24 protein-coding genes and 3 pseudogenes are annotated in these 21707 nt (G+C 67.8%); 12 read left to right on the forward strand and 15 right to left on the reverse strand.

Annotation, left to right across the window (positions count from 1 at the left end; all coding sequences use genetic code 11):
• Window positions 1-929: 929 nt before the first annotated feature.
• Window positions 930-2537 (reverse strand): N-acyl-D-amino-acid deacylase family protein, encoded by a 1608-nt coding sequence (locus tag ACQPYK_RS28415; protein ID WP_433237201.1) that lies wholly within the window; start codon window positions 2535-2537, stop codon window positions 930-932.
• On the opposite strand from ACQPYK_RS28415, the gene ACQPYK_RS28420 reads away from it, so the two are divergent.
• The 3 genes from ACQPYK_RS28420 to ACQPYK_RS28430 all read left to right on the forward strand — a co-directional run bounded on the left by ACQPYK_RS28420 (window position 2536) and on the right by ACQPYK_RS28430 (window position 4304).
• Window positions 2536-2982 (forward strand): OB-fold nucleic acid binding domain-containing protein, encoded by a 447-nt coding sequence (locus ACQPYK_RS28420; protein WP_433258927.1) that lies wholly within the window; start codon window positions 2536-2538, stop codon window positions 2980-2982. The two genes, ACQPYK_RS28415 and ACQPYK_RS28420, sit on opposite strands and share 2 nt — an antisense overlap.
• Window positions 2983-3355: 373 nt before the next feature.
• A complete protein-coding gene (locus ACQPYK_RS28425; RefSeq protein ID WP_433258929.1) occupies window positions 3356-3562 on the forward strand; it encodes a hypothetical protein in 207 nt (68 codons plus the stop codon).
• Between the two features lie 190 nt (window positions 3563-3752).
• Entirely contained in the window at window positions 3753-4304 is a 552-nt protein-coding gene (locus ACQPYK_RS28430; protein WP_433237204.1) for a hypothetical protein, read from the forward strand.
• A gap of 47 nt (window positions 4305-4351) precedes the next feature.
• Here the strand turns inward: ACQPYK_RS28430 and ACQPYK_RS28435 are convergent, their stop codons facing one another.
• The 5 genes from ACQPYK_RS28435 to ACQPYK_RS28455 all read right to left on the reverse strand — a co-directional run bounded on the left by ACQPYK_RS28435 (window position 4352) and on the right by ACQPYK_RS28455 (window position 7757).
• A complete protein-coding gene (locus tag ACQPYK_RS28435; RefSeq protein WP_433237207.1) occupies window positions 4352-4612 on the reverse strand; it encodes an ATP-binding cassette domain-containing protein in 261 nt (86 codons plus the stop codon).
• Window positions 4613-4639: 27 nt separating this feature from the next.
• Window positions 4640-5575, reverse strand: coding sequence for a proline dehydrogenase family protein (locus ACQPYK_RS28440; protein ID WP_433237210.1), 936 nt, complete (start codon window positions 5573-5575; stop codon window positions 4640-4642).
• A 129-nt stretch (window positions 5576-5704) separates the two neighbouring features.
• Window positions 5705-6019, reverse strand: coding sequence for an erythromycin esterase family protein (locus ACQPYK_RS28445; RefSeq protein WP_433237213.1), 315 nt, complete (start codon window positions 6017-6019; stop codon window positions 5705-5707).
• A gap of 476 nt (window positions 6020-6495) precedes the next feature.
• On the reverse strand, window positions 6496-6894 hold the full coding sequence (locus ACQPYK_RS28450) for a hypothetical protein (protein WP_433237216.1): 399 nt from the start codon (window positions 6892-6894) through the stop codon (window positions 6496-6498).
• Window positions 6895-7037: 143 nt separating this feature from the next.
• Window positions 7038-7757: an SRPBCC family protein gene (locus ACQPYK_RS28455; protein WP_433237219.1), complete on the reverse strand. Its 720-nt coding sequence runs from the start codon at window positions 7755-7757 to the stop codon at window positions 7038-7040.
• A 206-nt stretch (window positions 7758-7963) separates the two neighbouring features.
• Here ACQPYK_RS28455 and ACQPYK_RS28460 point away from each other — a divergent pair, with 206 nt between their 5' ends.
• Window positions 7964-8563, forward strand: coding sequence for a TetR/AcrR family transcriptional regulator (locus ACQPYK_RS28460; protein ID WP_433237222.1), 600 nt, complete (start codon window positions 7964-7966; stop codon window positions 8561-8563).
• A 261-nt stretch (window positions 8564-8824) separates the two neighbouring features.
• Here ACQPYK_RS28460 and ACQPYK_RS28465 read toward each other — a convergent pair.
• Both ACQPYK_RS28465 and ACQPYK_RS28470 read right to left on the reverse strand, forming a co-directional pair.
• Window positions 8825-9420, reverse strand: a pseudogene (locus ACQPYK_RS28465) (helix-turn-helix domain-containing protein).
• 59 nt (window positions 9421-9479) lie between these two features.
• Window positions 9480-10376 carry an IS3 family transposase gene (locus ACQPYK_RS28470; protein ID WP_433237225.1) on the reverse strand — a complete coding sequence of 299 codons (897 nt, stop codon included), beginning with the start codon at window positions 10374-10376 and terminating at the stop codon, window positions 9480-9482.
• 92 nt (window positions 10377-10468) lie between these two features.
• Between ACQPYK_RS28470 and ACQPYK_RS28475 the strand changes: the two are divergent.
• Window positions 10469-10618, forward strand: a pseudogene (locus tag ACQPYK_RS28475) (tautomerase family protein); the annotation flags it as partial.
• Between the two features lie 21 nt (window positions 10619-10639).
• Here the strand turns inward: ACQPYK_RS28475 and ACQPYK_RS28480 are convergent.
• A complete protein-coding gene (locus ACQPYK_RS28480; RefSeq protein ID WP_433237228.1) occupies window positions 10640-11848 on the reverse strand; it encodes an MFS transporter in 1209 nt (402 codons plus the stop codon).
• Between the two features lie 98 nt (window positions 11849-11946).
• Here ACQPYK_RS28480 and ACQPYK_RS28485 point away from each other — a divergent pair, with 98 nt between their 5' ends.
• Both ACQPYK_RS28485 and ACQPYK_RS28490 read left to right on the forward strand, forming a co-directional pair.
• On the forward strand, window positions 11947-12270 hold the full coding sequence (locus ACQPYK_RS28485; RefSeq protein ID WP_433237231.1) for an ArsR/SmtB family transcription factor: 324 nt from the start codon (window positions 11947-11949) through the stop codon (window positions 12268-12270).
• Window positions 12271-12582: 312 nt separating this feature from the next.
• Window positions 12583-12777, forward strand: a pseudogene (locus tag ACQPYK_RS28490) (IS256 family transposase); the annotation flags it as partial.
• Between the two features lie 8 nt (window positions 12778-12785).
• On the opposite strand, the gene ACQPYK_RS28495 reads toward ACQPYK_RS28490, so the two are convergent.
• Window positions 12786-13603 (reverse strand): IS5 family transposase gene (locus ACQPYK_RS28495; protein WP_433237234.1). Its coding sequence is split into 2 segments (ribosomal slippage): window positions 12786-13261 and window positions 13261-13603, totalling 819 coding nucleotides; the frame shifts between segments, so codons are not numbered across the junction.
• Between the two features lie 7 nt (window positions 13604-13610).
• Complete coding sequence (locus ACQPYK_RS28500) at window positions 13611-14333, reverse strand: alpha-L-fucosidase (protein ID WP_433237237.1); 723 nt, start codon at window positions 14331-14333, stop codon at window positions 13611-13613.
• Between the two features lie 332 nt (window positions 14334-14665).
• On the opposite strand from ACQPYK_RS28500, the gene ACQPYK_RS28505 reads away from it, so the two are divergent.
• Window positions 14666-14944 (forward strand): hypothetical protein, encoded by a 279-nt coding sequence (locus ACQPYK_RS28505; RefSeq protein ID WP_433237240.1) that lies wholly within the window; start codon window positions 14666-14668, stop codon window positions 14942-14944.
• A 251-nt stretch (window positions 14945-15195) separates the two neighbouring features.
• On the opposite strand, the gene ACQPYK_RS28510 is transcribed toward ACQPYK_RS28505, so the two are convergent.
• Together ACQPYK_RS28510 and ACQPYK_RS28515 are read right to left on the reverse strand one after the other, a co-directional pair.
• The gene (locus tag ACQPYK_RS28510) at window positions 15196-15834 is read right to left on the reverse strand and encodes a response regulator (protein ID WP_433237243.1); all 639 of its coding nucleotides are present in this window, start codon (window positions 15832-15834) and stop codon (window positions 15196-15198) included.
• A 3-nt stretch (window positions 15835-15837) separates the two neighbouring features.
• A complete protein-coding gene (locus tag ACQPYK_RS28515) occupies window positions 15838-17031 on the reverse strand; it encodes a sensor histidine kinase (protein WP_433237246.1) in 1194 nt (397 codons plus the stop codon).
• Between the two features lie 138 nt (window positions 17032-17169).
• Between ACQPYK_RS28515 and ACQPYK_RS28520 the strand changes: the two genes are divergently transcribed.
• Both ACQPYK_RS28520 and ACQPYK_RS28525 read left to right on the forward strand, forming a co-directional pair.
• Window positions 17170-17883 (forward strand): ABC transporter ATP-binding protein, encoded by a 714-nt coding sequence (locus tag ACQPYK_RS28520; RefSeq protein WP_433237250.1) that lies wholly within the window; start codon window positions 17170-17172, stop codon window positions 17881-17883.
• Window positions 17880-18617 (forward strand): ABC transporter permease, encoded by a 738-nt coding sequence (locus tag ACQPYK_RS28525; protein ID WP_433237253.1) that lies wholly within the window; start codon window positions 17880-17882, stop codon window positions 18615-18617. The genes ACQPYK_RS28520 and ACQPYK_RS28525 overlap by 4 nt, the downstream gene beginning before the upstream one ends.
• Here ACQPYK_RS28525 and ACQPYK_RS28530 read toward each other — a convergent pair.
• Entirely contained in the window at window positions 18546-18824 is a 279-nt protein-coding gene (locus ACQPYK_RS28530) for a zinc finger domain-containing protein (protein WP_433237256.1), read from the reverse strand. The two genes, ACQPYK_RS28525 and ACQPYK_RS28530, sit on opposite strands and share 72 nt — an antisense overlap.
• A gap of 114 nt (window positions 18825-18938) precedes the next feature.
• Between ACQPYK_RS28530 and ACQPYK_RS28535 the strand changes: the two genes are divergently transcribed.
• Window positions 18939-19160, forward strand: a complete 222-nt coding sequence (locus tag ACQPYK_RS28535) for a hypothetical protein (RefSeq protein ID WP_433237259.1) — start codon at window positions 18939-18941, stop codon at window positions 19158-19160.
• 578 nt (window positions 19161-19738) lie between these two features.
• Here the strand turns inward: ACQPYK_RS28535 and ACQPYK_RS28540 are convergent.
• On the reverse strand, window positions 19739-20320 hold the full coding sequence (locus tag ACQPYK_RS28540) for a permease (RefSeq protein WP_433237262.1): 582 nt from the start codon (window positions 20318-20320) through the stop codon (window positions 19739-19741).
• Between the two features lie 536 nt (window positions 20321-20856).
• Here ACQPYK_RS28540 and ACQPYK_RS28545 point away from each other — a divergent pair.
• Complete coding sequence (locus ACQPYK_RS28545; protein ID WP_433237265.1) at window positions 20857-21618, forward strand: hypothetical protein; 762 nt, start codon at window positions 20857-20859, stop codon at window positions 21616-21618.
• The last annotated feature ends 89 nt before the right edge of the window (window positions 21619-21707 follow it).

Raw genomic sequence — 21707 nt, forward strand, 5'->3', positions numbered from 1 at the left:
ATGTCGGGACGAGCGTGTTGTTCGCCGATGGGGATGCGGCGGATGGCGCGCTCTTCGTCGGGACAGGTTGGCGCGCTCGGGTATGGAGCAGCTTGTTCAAGACTTACCCTGCCTCTTTTGAGTCCTCTGCCGGTGTCGGCAGAGCTCAAGCCGCCCAGCGACTCATGACGAGGTCCGCGGTGATGCGAACCGGCAGGCATAACGTCTGGCCATGCGCCTGGAACAAGGCATCACGGGAGCCGAAATACCCCAGATCGGCCAGGTGGAGGGCATCGGCGCGGGTGGCGGGCCGTAATACCACGGGGAAGGGCCGCCGATCGCGCAGGTCGCCTCCTGGCTCAGGCCCGGCGACGTGCTGCCGGTGAAGGATCCGCGCGTCATGGACCTGCAGCGCACGGCCGAACCGGTCCTTGAGAGGGCCACCCAGTGACCCGTGACCGATATCGCCGGTGATCAGAGAGCCGTTGAGAGGCCGCGGCCCGGGTCGCGACGCCGCGACCTCAAGACCGCCGCACCCGCAGAAGTCCGGCGAGAGTCCGGCACTTCAGCGCATTGCCGAAAGACTCAGCCCGCATGGCTTCGAAGGAGGCTTCCGACCCCGGGGAACGAGTTGTCCCGTCGGCCTGGGGCCGTGGTCATATCCGTCCGGGAATTCCCGCTACCCGCCATCGACACAAGCCGGCGCCTTCCGAGAAGACCGTCTTCTCGGAAGCCCTCGAACTGAGGACTTCCGAGAACAGCGGCCGGACAGCAAGCGGGAAATTCCGGCCGGATATGACCACGCCCCGAGACGCGCGCCGCGGTCGCGACCGCTTTCCGCGCCTTGCGGGGGCGACCAGGCCGAGGTTTCGCCACGGCAACCTTCCCGTTAACCACTTACCGGGCCGGCACCTGCCGAGTCAGCGCTTGCCGGTACTCCCTCCCCGCCCTCACCCCTGACCGCGGCGCAGTGCGCGTCCCGGCAGGGCGCCGGTGGGGGTGCCGTCCCGCAGCGCGACGGCTCCGTTGATCACCACGTGGCGGACGCCGGTCGCGTACCGGTGTGGACGCTCGTAGGTCGCGTGGTCACGGACGGTCTCCGGATCGAAGACCACGAGGTCGGCGTAGGCGCCGGGAGCGATCCGGCCACGCCCCGCCAACCGGAGGGTGTCGGCGGGCAGCGAGGTCATCCGCCGTACGGCCTCCTCCAGGCTGAGCAGTCCCTCCTCGCGGACGTACCGCGACAGGATCCTGGCGAAGCTGCCGTACGACCGGGGATGGACCGGCAGGTCGGTGAACGGCGGCTCGGCCGGCACCGACTCGGAGTCGGAGCAGACCGACACCCAGGGGCGGCGCAGCGCCATCCGAATGTTGTCCTGATGCCCGATGAAGTAGGCCGCCATCATCTCGGGGTCGCCTGCCACCAGGTCCAGCAGCAGGTCGAGCGGATCATCCACTCCGGCGCGAGCGGTGGCCTGGGCCAGGGTCAGCCCCGCGGTGAGCGAGCCGTCCGCGGCGTTGGACAGCAGCAGCACCTGTTCAGGCCCGCCCGCGGCGAGGTAAAGGTTCTCCCACTCGGCTGAGGGGCGTCGGATGGCGGCCTTCATCTCCTCCCGAACCCCGTGATCGCGCAGCCGCTCCAACAGCCGGTTCTGGCCGCCCGCGTGGAACGGCGGTGGGATGACCGCTCCCAGCGACGTACTGCCCGCCTCGTAGGGATAGATGTCGGCGGTCACCGGCTGGCCCGACGCACGAGCCGCGTCGATGAGGTCGATCGCGAGCGCCATCTTGTGCCAGTTGTCCCGCCCGGCGGCCTTGAGGTGGTACACCTCCACGCGTGTCCCGGCCTCGCGGCCGATGCGCAAGATCTCCTCGATGCCCTCGACCAGGCGATCGCCCTCACTTCTGATGTGGGAGATGTAGAGGGCGTCGTGCCGGCCCAGCACGCGCGTCAGGGCGATGAGCTCCTCGGTGGAGGAGTAGCTGTCCGGCGGGTAGATCAGCGCAGAGCCCACGCCCAGCGCCCCGTCGGACAGTTCCTCATCCAGCAGCGCCGCGGCCTCGTCCAGCTCAGCCCGGGTGAGCGGCCGATTGTCGTTCCCGGCGCCGAGCATGCGCAGGTTGTGCGACCCGACGAAGCTGGCGATGTTCGGGGCGACGCCCGCCGACGACAGGTCGCCGAGGAAATCCGCCAGCCGCGGCCAGCCCAGCCGCGTGCCGTCGGCCTGCACCTTATCAACGGAGACCGACTCCAGCATGCGCCCGGCGACCGGTCCCAGAGAGACGCCCTCGCCGAAGACCTCCGTCGTCACACCCTGATAAAGATCGGACAGCCCACGCGGATCCTGCTGAAGCGCCAGATAGGCATGGCTCAGCACATTGATGAACCCGGGAGCGACGGCGCACCCCGCCGCGTCGAGCACCATCGCCCCCTCCGAGTCAGGGATGGAACCAACGCCGAGGATCCGATCCCCCTCCACCGCGACATCGGCCAAACGCCCCGGAGCCCCGGTCCCGTCATAGACCGTCCCGCCCCGGATGATCAGCGTGCTGGGCATGCGAGCCTCCCTTTCCACTGCGCCACTCGGGATTCTCGCGTCCCACCCCCCGCAAAACCTCGTCGCAACAGCCGAAAGAACACGCCCCCGTTGGCCCATCCGCCCAAACCGAAGGCCCAGAGACGACCCACCGCAGCCGCCCCGGCGCGGTGCCACCCGCACTGGACGCCGGATCTTGTTCTGCAGTCTGGATGACGGCACCGGCATCACCGAGGTGACCTTTTTCGATCACACCCACGTCGCCTGCGTGACCACCGTGCAAGGCGGGTGCCTGCTGCCGGCGCGCGGCCGGATCCGCCGCAGCCCGCGCAGCGCGCCGGTCACCGCCATCGGCTGCTGGGATCTCGTCGAGCTGCGCGCCATCCGGCGCTCACACGGCATCGACGCGCTCTGCCGCCGCCTGCTCCACTCCCCGGATCGGCGAGACCTGTCCGCGGCGCCGTGAATCAGCCCCGAGAGAAGTCGTTCCGGGGAAGCCGTACTACGCGTGGTCTTCCGAACCGTGCGACTGCGTGTATGCCGGCTCTAACGACGAAGACGACGAGTACCGGAGTTCAAGGACATCGATCTCCACAACAATGCTCGCCTTGAAGTGATACAGGCAATCCCGAGAAAGTCAACTTTGCTCATATTTTTCAAATACGCATCCGGTCGGCCTATCTACGGGAAACCGTTGAGATCGAACAATAGAGTCTTTTCTCGATTCGCTTCTCGAAATACGTGAACTTTGCGGGCCAAGGGTCCTCGCCATACTGGAGAGCACGTCCCTGTGAACAGGGCAGGCACGCCTGTTCGCCATCGGCCTCGGCAGCACAACGATCCCCGGCATGGCGGCTAAGCCGGTCTTCGACCTGCAGGTCAGCGTTGGGGACCTTCACCAGGCCGAGGGCGCATTCGACCGGCGCGGCCTCACCCCGCTGTTCCGCACCAATATGACCCCGTACGTCGACATCCAGCTCAACCTCGACCGGCGGCTCGCCTTCAGCACGCCGGGCCCAGCCGAAGGCGACACCGACGACAGGTAACGGCGCCTTCCCCGAACGTGTCCTGATTTCACGGGTGAATAGTGGGATCTGGCGCGCATTTCATGATTGAAACCGCTCTTGTGTCGGATGCTGGGTCACGGGCGTTTACGAACGACTTCTCCCCCGCTGAGGGGAGTGAGGTCACCCGGACAGGGAGGTCCAGCCACCGAAGATCGGAGACGGTGGTCTCATGGCGATCAAGCTGATGACCCCGACGCCGGCTGTGCGCGATACCGAACAACCCGTTCCGAGATGGGCGGTCATCACCGCCCATGCGATCCCTTTCCTGCTGCTTCCCCATTGCCTGTGGCGGCTGCCGTTCGCCTTCGACTTCAGGATGGGGATGATCGATCCGAACGCGTCGGCATGGGTGTGGTGGGCCGTCCCCTATGTCTTCGGGCTCAGCGTGGTGTCGGAAGCGGCGGCGCTGCTCTCCCTCGGTCTGGTGCGGGGATGGGGTGAGGTCGCGCCCGTCTGGCTCCCGATCGTTGGAGGGAGGCGTATCCCGCCGTTGGCGGTGGTCATCCCCTCCATTCTGGGCGGCCTGGTTGCGACCGCGATATACGGAAGCGGATTGCCGGCCTGGCTGAACATCCCGGGATTCCACAGTTTGGGGTATTCCAACGGCTGGTGGGAAGCGCTGGCGAACGTGTGCATCGCCCCTGGGATGTTGTGGGGCCCCATGGTGTTGGCCCTGACCTACGCCTACTACGTGCGGCGTCGTCGGCCGACCACCACCTGAACCCGCCTCACGCTCAGCAAGGGGCGGACCCCAAGGCCATCGCTGTTCTACGGCGGGTGAGCCGACTTGTCACCTGGCGGACCGTGGGCGAGACCGGGCAAGGGGAGGCCCGCGTCCACGTCGTAGAAGCGCGCGAGCAGCTGCAGCAATGTGCTCTTGCCCGCACCCGGGGGTCCGACGACGGCGAGCCGCTGCCCCTCCGGCACGGACGACGACACGTCGTCGATCACCGTGCGGTCGCCGTGCTGGAAGGTGACGGAGTCGAATTCCAGGTGATGGTGTTCCGGCTGGATCGGTTCGAACGCCACATCGGCGACCCCTACTTCGGCAGGAGCCTATGCGCGCTGGTCGGCGTCTATCAGAGCCTGGAGCAGGCGGACCGGGTCCTCGGCGATGCGGTTGCAGACGTACAGCCACCACTGAGCGCCGAACACGATGTACTCCCTGATCGGATGTCCGCGATCCCGCATCGTCGGCAGCTGATCGATGCCGAGTCCCAGCAGCATCTCGACCTCGTACGCGCCGGAGTCCGGCCGCATGTGCGGCTGCAGTTCGGTCAGGAGGCCGAGATCGTGGGTGGCGATCGAGCAGAGGTGGCCGCTGTTCAGTAGGAGGGTCGCGTAGGCGAGGTAGGCTTCCCGCAGCTCGCGGCTGTCGCGGGGGTGGGCGATGGACTCGGGTTCGAGGTAGGCGCCCTTCACCAGGCGGATGCGGCCGGGCCGCTGCAGCAGGCGGGGCAGGTCCTCGGCCGTCCGGTGCAGACGGGCCAGGATGGTGACACCGACGTGGTCGAAACGCTCGCAGAGGCGTTCGTGGGTCCACAGGATGAGGTCCGTGCGATCGGACCCCTCCATCGAGATCATCATCTCCTGGCCCGCGGCGGCGGTGGCCTCGGCCAGCCGGGTGGCGTTCGCCAGCCCCAGCTCGCGGTCCACCACGGAGCCGATGTGGGACAGGTCGAGGGACACCGAGCAGTTCGCCCCGCGGGCTGCGGCCTGCCGTGACAGGTCCAGGAACACCTCGGTCTCGGCCGTGGCCAGGCCGGCGTCTCGGCAGCTCTCGCCCATGTAGTCAAGGGAGACCGACTTGCCTTCCGCGTTGAGCAGGGCGGCCCGGCCGAGCGCCTCGCCAACGGTCTGGCCGCCGACGTACCGTTCGGCCACCCGCCAGGCCAGCTCGCGCAGTACGGGATCTGCGGCGACCCGGTTCTTGAGCTCCTCGTCAAGGGCCAGGGTCCGCATCGCCTGGGCGGCTTGCTCCATCAGGGTCATCGTCGTCCTTTCGTCCGGAGGCTAGGAAATCTATCACCAATCAATCTTTTTTTAGAAGGGGATGTCTGCCTCGCGGGCTCGAGCGCCTTCTCGATTCAGGCGCAGTGATGAGTGATGTGCGCAAATGAGCTACGCAGGCAGCCACCGCACCGGGGACACGCGGCACAGGTGGACGAGCACGTCGAACGCCTCAGGCAGGGAGGTGACGGCAAGGTGCTCGGCGGCGTCGCGGGAGGGATCGTAGGCGCCGCTGATGACGCGTGCCTTGGCGGGTCCGTCCCGTTGGCGGCGCAGGTCGGCGACGCGCAGGTCCAGCCAGTGCGACGCGGACGGGCCGGCCGCGGCGAGCCGGGCGTCGAGCCAGCCGGGGGCCGGGTCCGCCGAGCGCGGCGACCTCGCGATCGACGGTCCCGCATGTGCTGCCGGGCACCTGATGCTGCTCATCTCTGCCGACGACCTGACCGACCGGGCCGCGCCCTGCACGACGAGGACGCGGCGCCGGCCGCCCCACGCCGGCGGCCAGGGGGAATGTGATTCATGGTGTTCAACTCCGGTCGGTCGTGGTCGAAGCCAGCGGTTCGCGAAGCTTCTTGTGGACGATCACGTGATTTCCCTGGGGTTCGTTGCACGATCGTGCGCCCGTCGGGGTCGCGGTAGTCCAGCGGAACGTCGAGCGTCGCACGCTCCAGAACCGGCCTCCGGTGACATCCTCCGGGCACTCCCTCCAGCTCAAGGTGTCCGTCGCCGCCACCGACACTCCCGCCGGGGTCAACGACGCCACCAGGGCGGCGGGAACGGTCATGACAGGCCTGGCCGTCGTGGGTGTTGGCCGCAGAGATCGCGACAGAGATGGGCAGACAGCAGGTGACGGAGCCGAAGATGTTGCGACCGAGCCGTTTTCCAGCCAGGCCCGGATGGGTTCAGACGGACTGTTCGTGGGTCGGTGCTCCGGAGCGCCTGCGCTGGACGTGGTGCGCGATGGCGACAGCGACGCCGGTCGCTACGAAGAGTGCGGTAGCGACGGGGCTCATGTACTTCGACAGGCTCGGCGCGCTGGTCGGCCCGAATACCCAGAGCGCCAGTGTGACGGCGTAGACCGCGGTGAGGGCGCCGGTCCACCAACGGAGTGCGCGCAGGCGGGGGTCGCGCAGGGTGCCGATCAGCACGACGGCGATAGGAATGCCAGCAATCAGGGCGAACTGGCCAAGGACGAGGACTGGGACGGCCCAGGCGGCGATGAGGACGGGCGGCGAGGTGTGGATTGCGGTGCGGTTGGCGGTGCGGTTCGTGCGGTCGCGGTTCGGGGTGATGATGATCATCGCTTCTCCCACGGGCGGTCTTCTCGGTGGGTGCGAGGTCGGCTGCTGTGCCGCGGCGGACGCGGCCGTCGCCTCGCTGTTCGGTCGGACGGATGTACCGGCGGTAGACGTCGGCGGCAAGGGCCGGGCTGACGACGGTTGGCTCAGTGGTGGCCGGAGCGGGCTTCGGCGGCGGTTTTGAGGTCGGCCAGCCAGACATCGAGACCTGGTGCGAGGTATTTGATGGAGGTGGCCGGGTCGGACTCGATCTGGTCGCCGGTCCAGCTCTCCTCGGTGCGGACGATGACACCGCCCTTGACCTTGATGAAGTTCCAGAGATGGATGCCCTGGTCGATGCGCAGTCCCTTGCCGATCGCGGGCCCGCTCCAACGGATGCACTGGTTGTGCTTGACCTGCTGGACGGAGGAGGTGATGACCAGGGTGGTGGCGGGGGTCGCGGGTGTGGCGGGCGCCGGAGTGGTCCACCGGAACCGCGAACCCTTCCGCAACGGCCCCGGGTCCAGCCGCTTCATGCTGGTGACGGGTGCCTGCCAGGAGGGCCAGCCTTCCACGTCGGTGTGCAGCTTCCAGATTTTGCTCAGCGGCGCCTTGATGAAGGTCTCGGCCCGGTGATGGAGCTTGGCGGTGGGATCGATGCCCTTGCCCCGGCAGGTCAGCGACTCTGGCGGAGTGGCGTGGCCGTACGTCGCGCTCTGACCGGCGGCGGCATGAGCCGGTGCGGCGGCGGTGGCGCCGAGGAGCCCGGTGGTGGCCAGCGGGATCGCGAGCAGAGCGGAGCGCAGCCGGGTCTGGCGGCGGGGGGATCGTGTGGTGCTGGTCGGGGTCTGCGGGTTCGGCGATGCGGACGGGCTGGTGTCGATCATGGTTCTTCTCCTCGTTCCCTGGCCGGTTCAACGGCTGAGAGTTAATGGATATCGCTATAGTTAGAAGCTATAACACAACGAATTTTAACGTCAATAGCAAAAGTGAGAACCTCTAACTAGACTTCGGCGTTGTCGCACTGACCAGGAAGGAGCGGCTGATGACGGACCCAGGGGGGCAGAGCCCGCGAGAGCGCTACCGGGCTCAGGTGCACGCGGAGATCAAGCAACACGCGTGGGAGCAAATCGCCACGGCGGGAGTGCCCGCGCTATCGCTCAACGCGATCGCCAAACAGATGGGCATGAGCGGCCCTGCCCTCTACCGGTACTTCGCCGGCCGCGACGAGTTGATCACCGCACTCATCCGCGACGCCTACCGAAGCCTCGCCGACACCGTCCGGGCAGCGTTCGACTCCGGCGCCGACCTGGCCGGACTGGCCCACGTCATTCGGGAATGGGCCCGGAGTGACCCGCAGCGGTACTTCCTCATCTATGGCACGCCCGTCCCCGGCTACCACGCACCCGACGACATCACCGCGATCTCGTTCGAGGTCATGACGGTGCTGTTCGAGGCCTGCGGTGCGCTAACGATGGACAAGCCGGCAACACCATTCGATGCCCACCTGGAAAACCACCGCGAATGGGCAAACGACCACCCGGCAGCAGCCACGACCCTGCATCGCGCCCTGTCCTTCTGGACCCGCCTGCATGGCGTACTCTCACTCGAACTCGCCGGCCACTTCACCGGAATGAAGTTCGACCCCGACCTCCTGATCGCCGACGAACTGAACAACCTGCTGACACAGTGACCACGTCGTCGGTCACAGCGGGATCTGGAAGATGCGGGCTGCCGGACCCGCTTTCTCATTCGAGACCGGGATGGGAAGTTCCCGCTCTCATGGAGGAGATCCTGGCCGATACAGGTATCCAGACCGTGCTCACCGGGATCCGAGACAACGCCGCCGGCAACCGTCGGGGCACGACCACCGTGGTGACTGCTGCAGGGCGACCTCGGAGATGTCGACCGCGGTGACCTCCCAGCCGCGTCAGGTCAGCCCCGCCCATGTGGGCTATGTCTTCGCCCGAGGTGTGCGGTCGGCATGCACGTGGGCGCGCGCCCCCTGCATATCGAACAGGACGAGAAGTTCTACCGCTCCGCCATCTGCGCTTCCCAGCCAATGCGGCAAAGAGGTATCAAACTCGGCGGCATTGTCCGCTTTCACCATCAGATCGCGCTCTCCGACCACCAGGCGCAGAGTGCCATTGAGTACGTACAGCCACTCGAAGCCCTCGTGTGTCTGCAATGTCGGTTCGAGTGGCTCTGGCCGTGCCGGAATGATCATCTTGAAGGCCTGCGTTCCGCCCGGCCGCCGGGACAGGGGTACGAACGTCATCCCGAACCGTCGAATCGGCTTCAGATGGATCCGCGGGTCGCCGGCACGCGGGGCGCCCACGAGATCGTCCAGCGGGACGTCATAGAGCTTGGACAGATGCAGCAACAGTTCAAGGGTTGCCCGGCGCTGACCGCTCTCCAGGCGGGACAGAGTGCTTTCCGACACTCCGGTGGTCACGGACAGATCAGCGAGGGTGACACCCCGCGCGCACGCCGTAGCGCACGCAGCCGCAGTCCGACCGCGTCAAGCACGTCTTCCATTGCAGGGTCCATGGGACCAGCTTGCCAAAACTGGAGTTGCCCCGGTTCGGTAGACACATCAGGGCTTTCGGCTACGCGGCAGCATAGTCGTCTTCTTGAATGGGCTTGAGGGCTTGGCGTCGCTCATATTCGGCCGGGCTGAGCTGGCCGTTAGCGGAGTGACGGCGGCGTGGATTGTAGAAGCCCTCGATGTAGGCGAACACCGCGCGCCCGGCCTCTGACCCGGTGTGGAAAGTCCGCCGGTCGATCAGCTCGCACTCCAGCGAGGCGAAGAAGCTCTCGGTGATCGCGTTATCAAAGCACGTGCCGGTGCGGCCGGTGGAGGGGCGCACGCCGGCCTGCGCACACCGCTGGCCGAACGCAATCGACGTATATTGACCGCCCTTGTCGCTGTGATGGATCACCCCGGCGTCAGGGCGGCGCTGACCAACCGCCATCGCCAGGGCATCGGTGACCAGTTCGGTGCGCATGTGCTCGGCCATCGCCCAACCAACGATCCTGCGGGAGAAGACATCCAAGACGACCGCGAGGTAAAGGAAGCCCTGCCACGTCGGCACATACGTGATATCGGCGGTCCAGATCCGGTTCGGCTCGTCGGCTTCGAACGTCCGCCTCACCAGGTCTGAGGCGGCAGCCGCCTTCCTATCCGTAATCGTCGTGCGACAGCCCCGACGCCGAGACACTCCGGCCAGCCCGGCCGCGCGCATCAGCCGGGCCACCCGCTTGCGGCCCACGTTGTCCCCGTCGATCTGGCGCAGGTCGGCGTGGATGCGCGGCGCTCCGTAAATCTCATCGGAGGCCTGATAGTGAGCGTGGATCTTCTCGGTCAGCTCCGCATCGCGACGGGCGCGAGCCGACGGGCCGCGCCCGGCCCAGGCGTAGTAGCCCTGGCGCGACACACCCAGCACCCGGGCCAGCAGGGAGACGCCGTGGTGGTCTTTCTCCGCATGAATCAGCCGGAATCTCATCTCGGCCGATCCGTCTCCCGCGCGAAGAAAACCGCGGTGCAGTCAACCGGTCAGCGCAACACCATTCGGGATGATGATCACGGAGGTGTTGCGTGGCGAGGATGGGCCGCCCGGGGAGGTCGGATGAGCAGAAGCGGGAGCTGTGGGGCCGGTGGAAGGCGGGCGAGTCGATCAGCCAGATCACCAGGGCGCTGGACAAGCCACCGGGCTCGGTTTTCACGGTCGTCAAGTCCAACGGCGGAAACGGCCACGACGGGAGGGACTCAGCCGCGTCCCCGGGCCTCTGCCGGTAGCGGCGAAGGCGACCGCCGCGCCGTAACGGCCGTGAGCACCGCGGCGGCCAGTACCAGCAGCGCGGCCAGCCACGGCAGGCGGGCCGCGCCCTGCCATTCGAGCCCGAACGCCCCCAAGGCGCCCGACAACGACACGGCGAGATAGAGCGCCGACTGGTAGAGCGAGGTGACCATCCCGGAGCCCGGCCCTGCCATGGTGATCATCAGGTGCTGCTGTGGTGCGGTGATCGAGAACGAGAGGAAGCCGGCCACCACGACGGCCACCACGGCCGCCGCGAGCGTGTCGCGTCCCAGCGGGATGAGGACGAAGGCGGCGGCCAGGGTGAGCGTCACGACTATGATCACTCGCCGGGGGCCGTACCGGTCGGCGAGGCGGCCGGCGGTGAGATTGCCCGCCGTGCCGGCCAGGCCGAAGGCCAGCAGCAGGACCGCCAGCGTCGAGCCGCCCGAGGCGGCGGGGGCGAAGATCTCGCTGATGTACGTGTACGGGATGTAGATGCCCACGAACGCCACGACGGTCGTGGCCAGCACGGCGATGATCCGCCGATCGCGCAGTGGGGCCAGGAAGGCCCGCAGTCCACGGTTGCCGCTGCCGTGTACCGGGGGAAGGCGCCAGGCGATGGCCGGCACCGCGAGCAGCGCCAGGGCGGTGACCACCCACATCGTGACGCGCCAGTTCAACAAACCGCCGATCACTGTGCCCAGGGGCGCGCCCAGGACCAGCGAGGACGTCATTCCGAGCATCACGATCGAGATCGCCCGCCCGCGTTCGCGCTCGCCCGCCAGCATGGCCGCCGTGGCGCTCGCGGTGGCGGTGAACATGGCGGCGCCTGCGCCGGCGATCACCCGGGATGCCAGGATCGGGCCGAAGCCGGGCGCGAGCGCCGTGACGGCGTTGCCGACAGCGAAGACTGTGAGCGCCGTGACCAGGACCCTGCGTCGCGGCCATGACGCCGTCAGGGCGGCGAGCACGGGCGCGAACACCGCGTACGCAATCGCGAACACGGTCACCAACTGTCCGGCCGCCGCCACGCTGACGTGCAGGGATGCGCTGATGGGCGGCAGTAGACCGGCGACCACGAAGCCGTCGGTGCCGACGGCGAATGCCCCGAAGGCCAGGACGGCGGCATGCGGCCGCCAGCGCGTGAGAGGTGGGTCGGTGTGCAGCGTCGAGGCCATCACGCATCCTCCGATAGACGTCATTAATTACGATCGACATCGTAATACTATTCCGACGAGTATCGTAAAGGGGTACGGCCGTCGGAAGGAGTGGCGCGGTGGAGACCTGGATGGCGCAGCCGGACCTCGACGAGATCGACGTGTCCACGGTGCTGCAGGCGTTGGCCGACCCGATGCGGCTACGCATCGTGCAGTTGCTCGACCAGGCGGACGAGTCCACGTGCACCGCGCTCGACCTGCCGGTGAAGGTCTCGACGGTGTCGCACCACGTCAACGTCCTGCGTCAAAGCGGCATCGTCTCCACGCGCATCGACGGTACGGCGCGGCCGAGCCGGCTGCGCAGGGAGGATCTGGAGCGCCGCTTCCCCGGGCTGCTGGCCTCGATCCTCACCGCGACTCCCCCGCGCCGCCTTACCCGGTGACGGCCGGGACGAGGCGACGGGGGCTTGGCACCGGCGCGCCAGGACGGTGATCCGGGCGACCGGCAACGGCAGGAACCGGGCTGATCCTGCCGCAGAGCCCGGGCGGCCGAGTTCGCAGTTTCCTGCACCAGTGCTCTCGCTCTGGTCCACTTGACCCGCACCCCGGCCGGGATACCGATCATCTGATGGTCTGGACGTCCTCGCCACGCTCCGAGGTCGTCAGTCGCCACCCGCCACGAAATCGCGCCTTCGGCACGCCTTATTCAGGCGACGGTTGCCTCCACGGAGGTGGTGTACGAGTTTTCGCTGATGACAGGCGTGGTGGGGATCTTCCTCGATCACGGCCCGATCGTCCGGCTCGTCGCTGCGGTGTTGGCCGAACAGACCGACGAATGGACCGAGGCCCGCCGCCACATGGGCCTGGACGTGCTGGCCAAAGCCCGCATGCGGGTGATCGCGGGCGACACACCGCAGCAGAACCCCATCCCGCAGACATTTACCGCTTAGACCATGTCCTATATGGTGAGTTTGAGATGTCGCTTATGGCAGGTCATGGCTGCAGCGAGGGTGAGAAAGGCCAGGTAGGCGTAGGGGTGACGCTCGTAACGGGGTGACAGGCGCCGGTAGCCGAACAGCCAGGAGATAGTTCGTTCGATCACCCAGCGATGGCGGCCCAGTCGCTGGCTGGACTCGACGCCCTTGCGGGCGATACGCACTCCGATGCGCTTGCCGCGCAGCCATCGCCGCAGCTCAGGATGGTCATAGGCCTTGTCGGCGTGGAGCTTGCCGATCTTGCGATACCGGCCCTGCACAGGGCTGTGTCTCAATTGGAGGGCGAGCACCATCGGCTTCAACCAGCGGCTGTCGTGGACGTTGGCCGCGAACAGGCCGACGACCAGAGGCAGTCCGGCCGCGTCCGACAGGACGTGCAGCTTGGAACCGGGCTTACCCCGGTCCACGGGCGAAGGACCTGTGTGTTCGCCCCCTTTTTGGCGCGCACATGCGCCGAGTCGAGCACCACGCGCGACACATCCAGCAGGCCATCGCCGGCCAACTGGTCCAGGACGGCCTGGTGCAACCGCTCCCACACCCCGGCACACGACCAGATCAAAAACCGGCGATGCACAGTGGACTTGGAGGCTCCGAAACACGGCGGCAGCGCCCGCCAGGAGCATCCGCTGACCAGCACGTAGACGATCGCGGCGAACACCGCCTCATCAGCGACACCGACGATCCCGCCGCCCTGCGGGCGCACCCGAGGCGCCGGCAGCAACGGCCGTGCGATCTCCCACAACCCCGCCGGGACGATCCAGTCCCATTGCCCGCCGTCCATGGTGAGTTCAACGACTCACCCACCATGTAGGACACGCTGTTAAGCATGGCATCACCCGCAGTATGGACGGATCGCCGGCGAACGGCAGTGTCGACCCCTCCGATGTGCGAGCCGCACCGGCCTCATTCCCCACGTAGCGAACGTCCGGCCCGTTGTCGTTGAAGATCACGGCGTTGGGATGCAGGGTGCGGACCATCCGCGTCCAGTCGGTGAAGGCGTAGGGCTGGTAGCGGGGCGGGGTGCCGCCCGCCAGCGGGTTGGCGTTGTCCCACCACACCTCGTCGATCTGCCCGTATCGGGTCAGCAACTCGTACAGCGTGTTCTCGTAGTACGCGTTGTAGTCATCGGCGGTGAAGTTGAAGGTGACACCACCCACCACATCGGACGCATCCGACGGGATGGTCACCGGCTTGCCGGCGCTGCCGTTGGCGTACCTGCCGCCGGGCAGAGCTTCGTGCAGGTCCGACGGTGACAGGTAGAGGCCGACCTTGAGCCCGTACTTACGTGCCGAGTCAGCGAATTCCCGCACGACGTCGCCCTTGCCGCCCCGCCACGAACTCGACTCCACACCATGGGTGGAATACGACGAGGGGAACAGTAGGAAGCCATCGTGGTGCTTGGCCGTGAGGATGACCTTCTTGAAGCCCGCGTCCTTGAACATGGCCGCCCACTGGTCGGTGTCCAGGTTGGTGGGGTTGAACACATCCGGGTCTTCGGTGCCATGCCCCATTCCTCGCCGGTGAAGGTGTTCACCGTCGCGGCGGTGACCGAGACGGCCAAGACCACCCCGCCCGCATCCGTCATGGTGTCCAACTTGCCCCTCGGTCCCGTCGCCTTTGTCCCGTGAGTCCGCCCGGGCTCACGTCAGCACCCATTCGGGTCCGGGCAGAACGCCCGTATCCGGCACACCTCCGGCACCACCGGTAAGCCCATGGGCGCCGTACGGGACAATGGCAGGCACGCCGTCACGTTGTTGTGGAGCATGCGCAACGTCTATGACCTAGCGCCCGGCGACGTGTCTGGGCAGCCTCGGACATCGGCTGGGTTGTCGGGCACTCCTACATGGTGAACGCACCGCTGCTGTTCGGTGCCACGACGATCCTCTACGAGGGCAAGCCGGTCGATACCCCGGACGTCGGCGCGTTCTGGCGGGTCATCGAGCGGTACGACGTCAAGGCGTTGTTCACGGCGCCGGCCGTCTTGCGTGCCGCCCGGAAGGAGGACCACGAGGTGACGCACTTCGGCGATCCCGTCCCGTCCACCATCGAGGACGCAGCGGTATCGGTACGGCGACGGATCTCCTTGTTCAACCGCTCCTGCGGATTGTTCGGCCACACCTGACACTGTTGGCGAATTCGTGGGATTGCCTGTGGCGCGGGTGATCATGATCTTCTGGGGGTCCCAGTAGTCTGATCGAAAGATCTAACGGATTTGGTGCTGACCTGTGGCGATAGGGACAGCAGGCAAGGCGGTTTTCAGAAACCAGCTATCGCGTCATTCTCGAACCCATCACCTGACCAAGCAGGCCTGATCACTGACCTCGACGCACTGCCGTACGCCGAGGTTCACTGCCGCCTGCGACCGATTTCGGGCTACAGGAGGCCGGCGTCGCGTACCCTGTTCGCCACGTCCACGCGGCTGTCGGTGCCGAGTTTGGCGAAGATGCGGGTGATGTTGGCCTTCACCGTGGCCACGCTCACCGACAGGTTCGTGGAGATCTCGGAGTTCGAGCTGCCCTTGGCCACCTCGATCGCCACCTCGCGCTCGCGCTCGGTGAGCTGGTCCAGCTCCTTGACGGCCTGCGGCTTGTACCGGCCGGTGGCCGCCGCGATCACCTGGTGGGCGACGCTCGGTGACAGGACCGGCTCGCCCCGGGCCACCGCGCGCACAGCCTCGATCATCTTCGCCGGCGGCGTGTCCTTCAGCAGGAAGCCGTGCGCGCCGAGCCGCAGCGCGCGCAGCACCATGTCGTCGGCGTCGAACGTGGTCAGCACCAAAATGCGCGGCGGCGACGGCCGATCGAGCAGTAGCTCGGTGGTCGTGAGCCCGTCCTGGACCGGCATCCGGATGTCCATCAGGACGACATCGGGCCGCATATCGCGGACCACGGTCATGGCCTGCCTGCCGTCCGCTGCGTCGCCGACGAGGTCCAGGTCGGGCTCGCCGCCGAGGATGAGGCGCAGCCCCGTGCGTACCATCGGGTCGTCGTCCACGATCACCACTCTGATCACGGATCAAGCCTCCCACGGCAGCCGTACGTCAAGGACGAAGTGTCCGTCCTTGACCGCATGGCTCAGGGTGCCCCCGGCCATCCGGGCACGCTCGGCCAGCCCGACCAGGCCCAGCCGCCCGCCGGGGCCGGGGCCGGGGCCGGACGATCCGGCGTATGGAGCCGGGTTGCTCATCCGGATCCGTAAGCCCTGGCCAGGCCGTCCGCCGAGCTCGGCCCTCACCCAGCTGCCCGGCGCGTGCTTGCGCGCGTTGGTCAGCGCCTCCTGCACGATCCGGTACGCGTGCCGCCCTGTCTGCGCCGGCAGCAGCTCGCGCCCCTCGACGGTGTCGGCCACCTCGACCTGCTGCCCGGCCACGCGTACTTCGTCGAACAGGGCGTCGAGGTCGGCCAGGTTCGGCTGCGGGTCCTCGACGCCGCCGTCGCACCGCAGCGTGCCGAGTACGGCGCGCAGCTCATTGAGCGACTGGTGTGCGTTCTCCTGAATCGCCTGGGCCGCCTCGCGGGTCTGCTCAGCGGTGAGGTCGGTGCGGTGTGCCAGACCGCCCGCGAGCATGGCCAGCAGAGAGATCCGGTGTGCCAGCACGTCGTGCATCTCGTGGGCGATCTTGACCCGTTCGGTCAGTCTGGCCTGCTCGACGCGGTGCGCCTGCGCCTCGAGCGCGACCTGTCGCCGCGAGGCGGCCAAGTCGCGCCGCGCGCGCAGGTAGAGGCCGAAGACGGTCAGCCCGCCGACGATCACGCTGCCGGTCACCATGGTGACGCTCGTGACGGAGACGACCCTGAGCCGGTCGGCGCTCCGCCACAGGATCTGCGCCACAGGGCACAGCCACAGGGCGAGAGCGACCGGGACGATCTGGCGCCAACGGCGATGCGTGCACACAGAGACGTAGGTGACGTACGCGGGGCCGGCCGCTGTGGTCGAGTAGAGGGTCAGGAGCGCGGTCGCCAGCGCGACCTGCCAGGGGAAGCGGTGCCGCCATCGCATCAACCCCAGACCGACCCCGAACAGGGCCAAATCCAGCGCAATCTGGGCGAGGCCGGGGGCGACCTCGCGGTTCACAGCTGACAGGATCGAGATCCCGCCGACGAACAGCGCAGGCACAGTGGCGCAGAGGTAACGCAGAGCCTCGCCCCGGCTCTTTCCTTTCACGCCCGACTCATCGACGCCCCACTCATCCACCCCTGGCTCATTCACGCCCGACAGCCTAGGGAAGCGCCGGAGCCGCCCCTAGCTACCAGGGTCCAGAGCGGGTAGCCCTGGGTCTATTTCTCGGCCGGTGGCCATCGACCTGGGTCCGATGACCCGAGGCGGGAAATCCGGTGAACTAGGCCCGTGATCGAATTCCATGGCGTCAGCAAGGCATACAAAGGGGTGAAAGCCCTCGACGAGGTGTCCTTCACCATCGGGGCAGGCAGCGTCACCGGGTTCCTCGGACCCAACGGCGCGGGAAAATCGACGGCTCTGCGCATCCTGATCGGGCTCTCGCGGCCGACGTCGGGGTCGGCCACCGTGTTCGGGCGGCCGTACGCCGAACTCGCCTGTCCCGGCCGCCGCGTCGGCACGCTGCTCGACGCCAGCGCCCTGCATCCGGGGCGCAGCGGGCAGGAGGTCTTGACGCTGGGGGCGATGATGCTGGGCCTGCCCCGCTCGCGCGTCGAGGAGAGCCTGGAGCTGGTCGGGCTGACCGGCCAGGAGGGCAGACGGGCCGTCGGCGGCTACTCGCTGGGCATGCGGCAGCGGCTCGGCATCGCCCACGCGCTGCTCGGCCGGCCCGAGGCGCTCATCCTGGACGAGCCCGCCAACGGCCTCGACCCGCAGGGCATCCAGTGGATGCGCGGGCTGCTGCGCAGCCTGGCCGACGCCGGGTGCGCGGTGCTGCTCAGCTCACACCTGCTGCACGAGGTGGAGCAGGTCGCCGACCAGATCGTGGTGATCGGCCGCGGCCGCGTGCTCGCCCGGGGCACCGTCGCCGAGTTCGCCCGCGGTGGCGGTCTGGAGCAGACCTTCCTCGAACTGACCGCCCAAGCCGACAGGAGCGCCGCATGACCCCTACCGACATCCCGTTCACCGGGCTGCTGCGGGTCGAGACCCGCAAGCTGTTCGACACGCGCAGCGGTCTCATCCTCGCGGTGAGCGCGATCGGGTTGGCGCTCGTGGCCGTCGTCGCCCGGGGTCTCACGTCGGAGCCGCGCTGGTTCACCCTGGCCGGGACCGCCGCCATCCCGCTCGGGACGTTTCTGCCCGTGCTGGCCATTCTCACGGTGACCGGCGAATGGCGGCATCGCACCGCGCTGACCACGTTCGCGCTGGAGCCCCGGCGCGGGCGGGTGCTGGCGGCCAAGTGCCTGCCGCCACTGGCGGTCGCCGTGGCGGGCTGCGTGTTCGCCCTACTGGCGGCCCTGCCCATGACCGCCGTCGCCGCCGCGGTTCACGGCGTCGAGGCCACGTGGACCGTCACGCCGGCCAAGGTGCTGGGCTGGATCGCGACGATGGTGCTGGTGACCGGCCAGGGCCTCGGCATGGGTCTGGCGTTGTTGAACACGCCGGCGGCGATCGTGATCTGTTTGGCCAGCACGGCCCTGTGGAGCACTGTCGCCCGGCTCGGCGACATGGGCGCGATCCTGGCGGGCTGGCTCGACCTCAACCTCACTACCAACCCCCTGATGAACGGTGGGTTCACCGGCGACGCCGCCCTTCGGCTGGCCGTGTCAGTGTTCGTGTGGATCGTCGTTCCGGTGGCCGCAGGGATGCTGCGCATCTCGAGGAAGGAGATCGGCTGACGGCGGTAGGGCCGTTGGTTGCGATCGGTGCCGGGTACCGGGCCGCCAAGGCTGGCCCGGCCCGCGATCGGCCGGGGTTCGCACGCGCAGGAGTTCGGCCATGCGGGCCACCTGGGTGAAGCGGCCGGTGTGGTAGGTCCCGGCGACCGCACCGCCGTGGGAGCGGCACGGCGAACCCGCCTTGACACCGCACTGACTGATGCCCAACCCGGACTCGCGGTACGCCGCGCGCCTGGCCGCTTACGGAGCGGTCTCCACCCAGCTGTCGCTGCTGAGCTGTCCGAACATCTCGACTACGACCGCTGCTACACGACGGGCCATTTGCTGCACTACCACCTGCTCGACGACCTGCGCAGCGATTCCACCCATGTGCTCGCGGCGACCAGGGAGTTGAACCGGCTGGAGTTCGTTCACGAGACCCTCCGGGCTGCGCTGAACACACTCTCTGCCGTGGCGCCGGACTGGCTGATCACCACGGCGCCACACGAGTGGTTCACCCGTTACGCCAAGCGGCCGGAGGACAACAAGCTCCCCTCTCGCTGAAGTGCTCAAAACACCCATGCCGATCAGATCGGGATGGACGGGATCACGCTCCTCAAAGCCATCTGGTCACCAGCCGCCCCACCGTTTCTGCGCCTACTGCCCGCGGCGGACGTACTGCGTCGAACCTGGATCCAGCAGTACACCAGTCACATCGACGATGACGGGAAAGAGGCGACTCGGTGGCGAGACAAAAAGAAGGGACGTCCGAAGCCATAGAGACGGCTTCGGACGTCCCTTTCGACCTGTCCCGACATGCAAGCCGCTCTGACCAGCGGCTCAGCGCACCGCTGCCCCTTTCAGGGCGTACTTGGTCTGTCCCCCGTACTGTCGCTTCTCGCCAACATTCCGCCAGAGCGAAGATCGCAGAGTGTTGCTGAAACTCGTGAACATCCGCTGCTACTTCGCAGAGTCTGGCGCACATTTCGTGAAGGACCCTGACGGTCCCGCAGGCGGATCATCATGACCTGCGCCGACAGACCAGACAGACACCCTTCGGTCGCCCGGATCCACTGGTTTCACTGACTTTGAGCCAGAACCACTTCGCACCGACATGGCCAAACCGGGCGCGAAGGAAGGTGTCACACGCCTGCCACGTCCAGGGCCAGCGTCACGACGCCGATCACCGCGATCAGAACCGTGGTCAACGTCGCCGTCCGCCGGGAGCCGCCCGGCCGGGAGGCGGCCCGGGAGGCGGCCCGCCAGTAGAGCAGGGTGCCTCCCAGAAGCAGGGCGGCCTCGATGATGACCGTCACCCACGGATACTGCCACAGGCCGAAGCCGAGCCGGGGCAGGCCGCCCAGGTTTCCGGGCAGGAGCGGCAGGTCGGCGCGGTGGACGACGAGGTCGAGCAGCCAGTGCGAGAAGACCACCGCGCCGATGGCCACGCCCGAGCGCCTGTTCCACCGCCAGGCGGCCACGGCGCCGGTGAGGGCGGCGATGACCAGGGCGCCGAGCAGGGAGTGGGTGTAGTCGGCGTAGATGACGCCCTGACCGTACCCGCCGTCGGTGCCGGGCACCGGTTCGATGTATTCGACGCCCGCGATGAAGAGCGGGGCGAACACCACGTCCAGCCAGACGGTGGCCAGCATCAACGCCCAGAGCGGCACCTGCCGCTCAGCGGACTTCACTGCGGCGGCGAGTCCGAAATGTCCGGTGATCACTTTTCTTCCGATCGAGGGGAGGGCCAAGGGAGACGGGCGTCGAGCGCGCCGACGAGGGCGGCGAACAAGATCGTTCCTATGAAGAAAGCCACGATGTGACTCCAAGGGGCGTGTTGCTAGCGGGTGCGGAAGCCGGCTGCGAGCCGAGGGGCGCCGGGCCAGCTGTGATTGACAGGTTAGGGCGAAAGGCCGCTTCCGCGGGAGGGGGGCAGGCATCACGGGGGGGGGTCACGCCCGTCGCGCGCCGGCATCTGGCCGAGACGTTCGGCGCCCGGCTTTGGAGCATGACGCGAAAACACGGGGCAAACCTTCGGCCGCCCTGGGAGTTCTCACCGCTGGACTGCGGATGGCGGCGGTGTGTGTACTACTCGCATGCCGAACGTGAGCCTCGCGGTGTCGGCCGCCGGTCTGATCGACGTGGACCAAGCCCTCCACCCCGGGCCAGCAGGCCCGCCCGACCAAGCCCGCCGCGCGCACCGACGACCAAGACGACGAAGACGGTGGCAGGTGATCGCGCGCCGTCGTAGCGTCCAGACATGCGGGACATCCGGATCAGTGACGACGTCGCGTCGATCTTGACGGCAGATAAGATCAACGCACTGCGGAGTGGCGCCGACCCCGGGCCTGCCCAGTGTGTGCGCTGCGAGCAGCCGGCCGACGCCGATGCCGAGCCGGTCAGCGTCGTGGTCGTGCGCCACCCCGCCTCGGGCGGCGGCATGGTCGCCAATGTCCTCTTCGCCCACGCCACCTGTGCACCCTCGGCCGTGTCCGACAGCGACGTGGTGTTCGACATCGCCGCGGTGATGGAACGCATGCGCCTGGTTCCCACCGTGACCGCGGACGACGGCCCGGTGACCGCGGGGCTGCTGATGGAACCGCTGTTTCCCGGCGTGGAGAAGGCCGACGCCCCGGCCCACGCCTACCTGACCCGGTTCCTGCGCCATGGCCTGCCACTGCTGAGCGTTCACGACGTCGACGACCTTGTCCCGGTGCCCAGATGGCGGGCGGTCCTCACCTCGGGCGAGCGCCCGCACCTGCTGCGGGCGACCATCACCTGCGACGGCGCCGCGCTCGGGCGCAGGCCGTGGATCGTCGCGGCCGACGCCGCGATCGTCGTCGACCGGGACCGGGTGCAGGCCGCCTCCGCCTCCGGCGTGATCCGGCTGTATGCCGGGCTGCTGGGGATCGGCCAGCGCCCGGACCGGGACCTGAGGACCGTGTTACGCGCGGTCGGTACCGCCGCCCGGCGGGGGAACCTGTGCGGCGGCCTCATCGAGGCGGTCCTCATCGGGACCTGACACAGGGGATGCTCCGGCTCCTCGTCGGATTTCCTTACTCGGGAGTGGACCTGCAACGGAACCGGATCGCACGCTAAGCCGGTTCCGTT

The sequence above is a fragment of the Streptosporangium sp. CA-135522 genome, assembly GCF_050949235.1.
Classification (GTDB): domain Bacteria; phylum Actinomycetota; class Actinomycetes; order Streptosporangiales; family Streptosporangiaceae; genus Streptosporangium.

Excerpts from the sequence above, each read along its gene's own strand:
- ACQPYK_RS28420 (WP_433258927.1), top strand. The coding sequence starts at position 2,536 with ATGCGAGCCTCCCTTTCCACTGCGCCACTCGGGATTCTCGCGTCCCAC.
- ACQPYK_RS28415 (WP_433237201.1), bottom strand. The coding sequence starts at position 2,537 with ATGCCCAGCACGCTGATCATCCGGGGCGGGACGGTCTATGACGGGACC.
- ACQPYK_RS28430 (WP_433237204.1), top strand. The coding sequence starts at position 3,753 with ATGGCGATCAAGCTGATGACCCCGACGCCGGCTGTGCGCGATACCGAA.
- ACQPYK_RS28440 (WP_433237210.1), bottom strand. The coding sequence starts at position 5,575 with ATGACCCTGATGGAGCAAGCCGCCCAGGCGATGCGGACCCTGGCCCTT.
- ACQPYK_RS28445 (WP_433237213.1), bottom strand. The coding sequence starts at position 6,019 with ATGAGCAGCATCAGGTGCCCGGCAGCACATGCGGGACCGTCGATCGCG.
- ACQPYK_RS28450 (WP_433237216.1), bottom strand. The coding sequence starts at position 6,894 with ATGATCATCATCACCCCGAACCGCGACCGCACGAACCGCACCGCCAAC.
- ACQPYK_RS28455 (WP_433237219.1), bottom strand. The coding sequence starts at position 7,757 with ATGATCGACACCAGCCCGTCCGCATCGCCGAACCCGCAGACCCCGACC.
- ACQPYK_RS28470 (WP_433237225.1), bottom strand. The coding sequence starts at position 10,376 with ATGAGATTCCGGCTGATTCATGCGGAGAAAGACCACCACGGCGTCTCC.
- ACQPYK_RS28480 (WP_433237228.1), bottom strand. The coding sequence starts at position 11,848 with ATGGCCTCGACGCTGCACACCGACCCACCTCTCACGCGCTGGCGGCCG.
- ACQPYK_RS28500 (WP_433237237.1), bottom strand. The coding sequence starts at position 14,333 with ATGGGGCATGGCACCGAAGACCCGGATGTGTTCAACCCCACCAACCTG.
- ACQPYK_RS28505 (WP_433237240.1), top strand. The coding sequence starts at position 14,666 with ATGGTGAACGCACCGCTGCTGTTCGGTGCCACGACGATCCTCTACGAG.
- ACQPYK_RS28525 (WP_433237253.1), top strand. The coding sequence starts at position 17,880 with ATGACCCCTACCGACATCCCGTTCACCGGGCTGCTGCGGGTCGAGACC.
- ACQPYK_RS28545 (WP_433237265.1), top strand. The coding sequence starts at position 20,857 with ATGCGGGACATCCGGATCAGTGACGACGTCGCGTCGATCTTGACGGCA.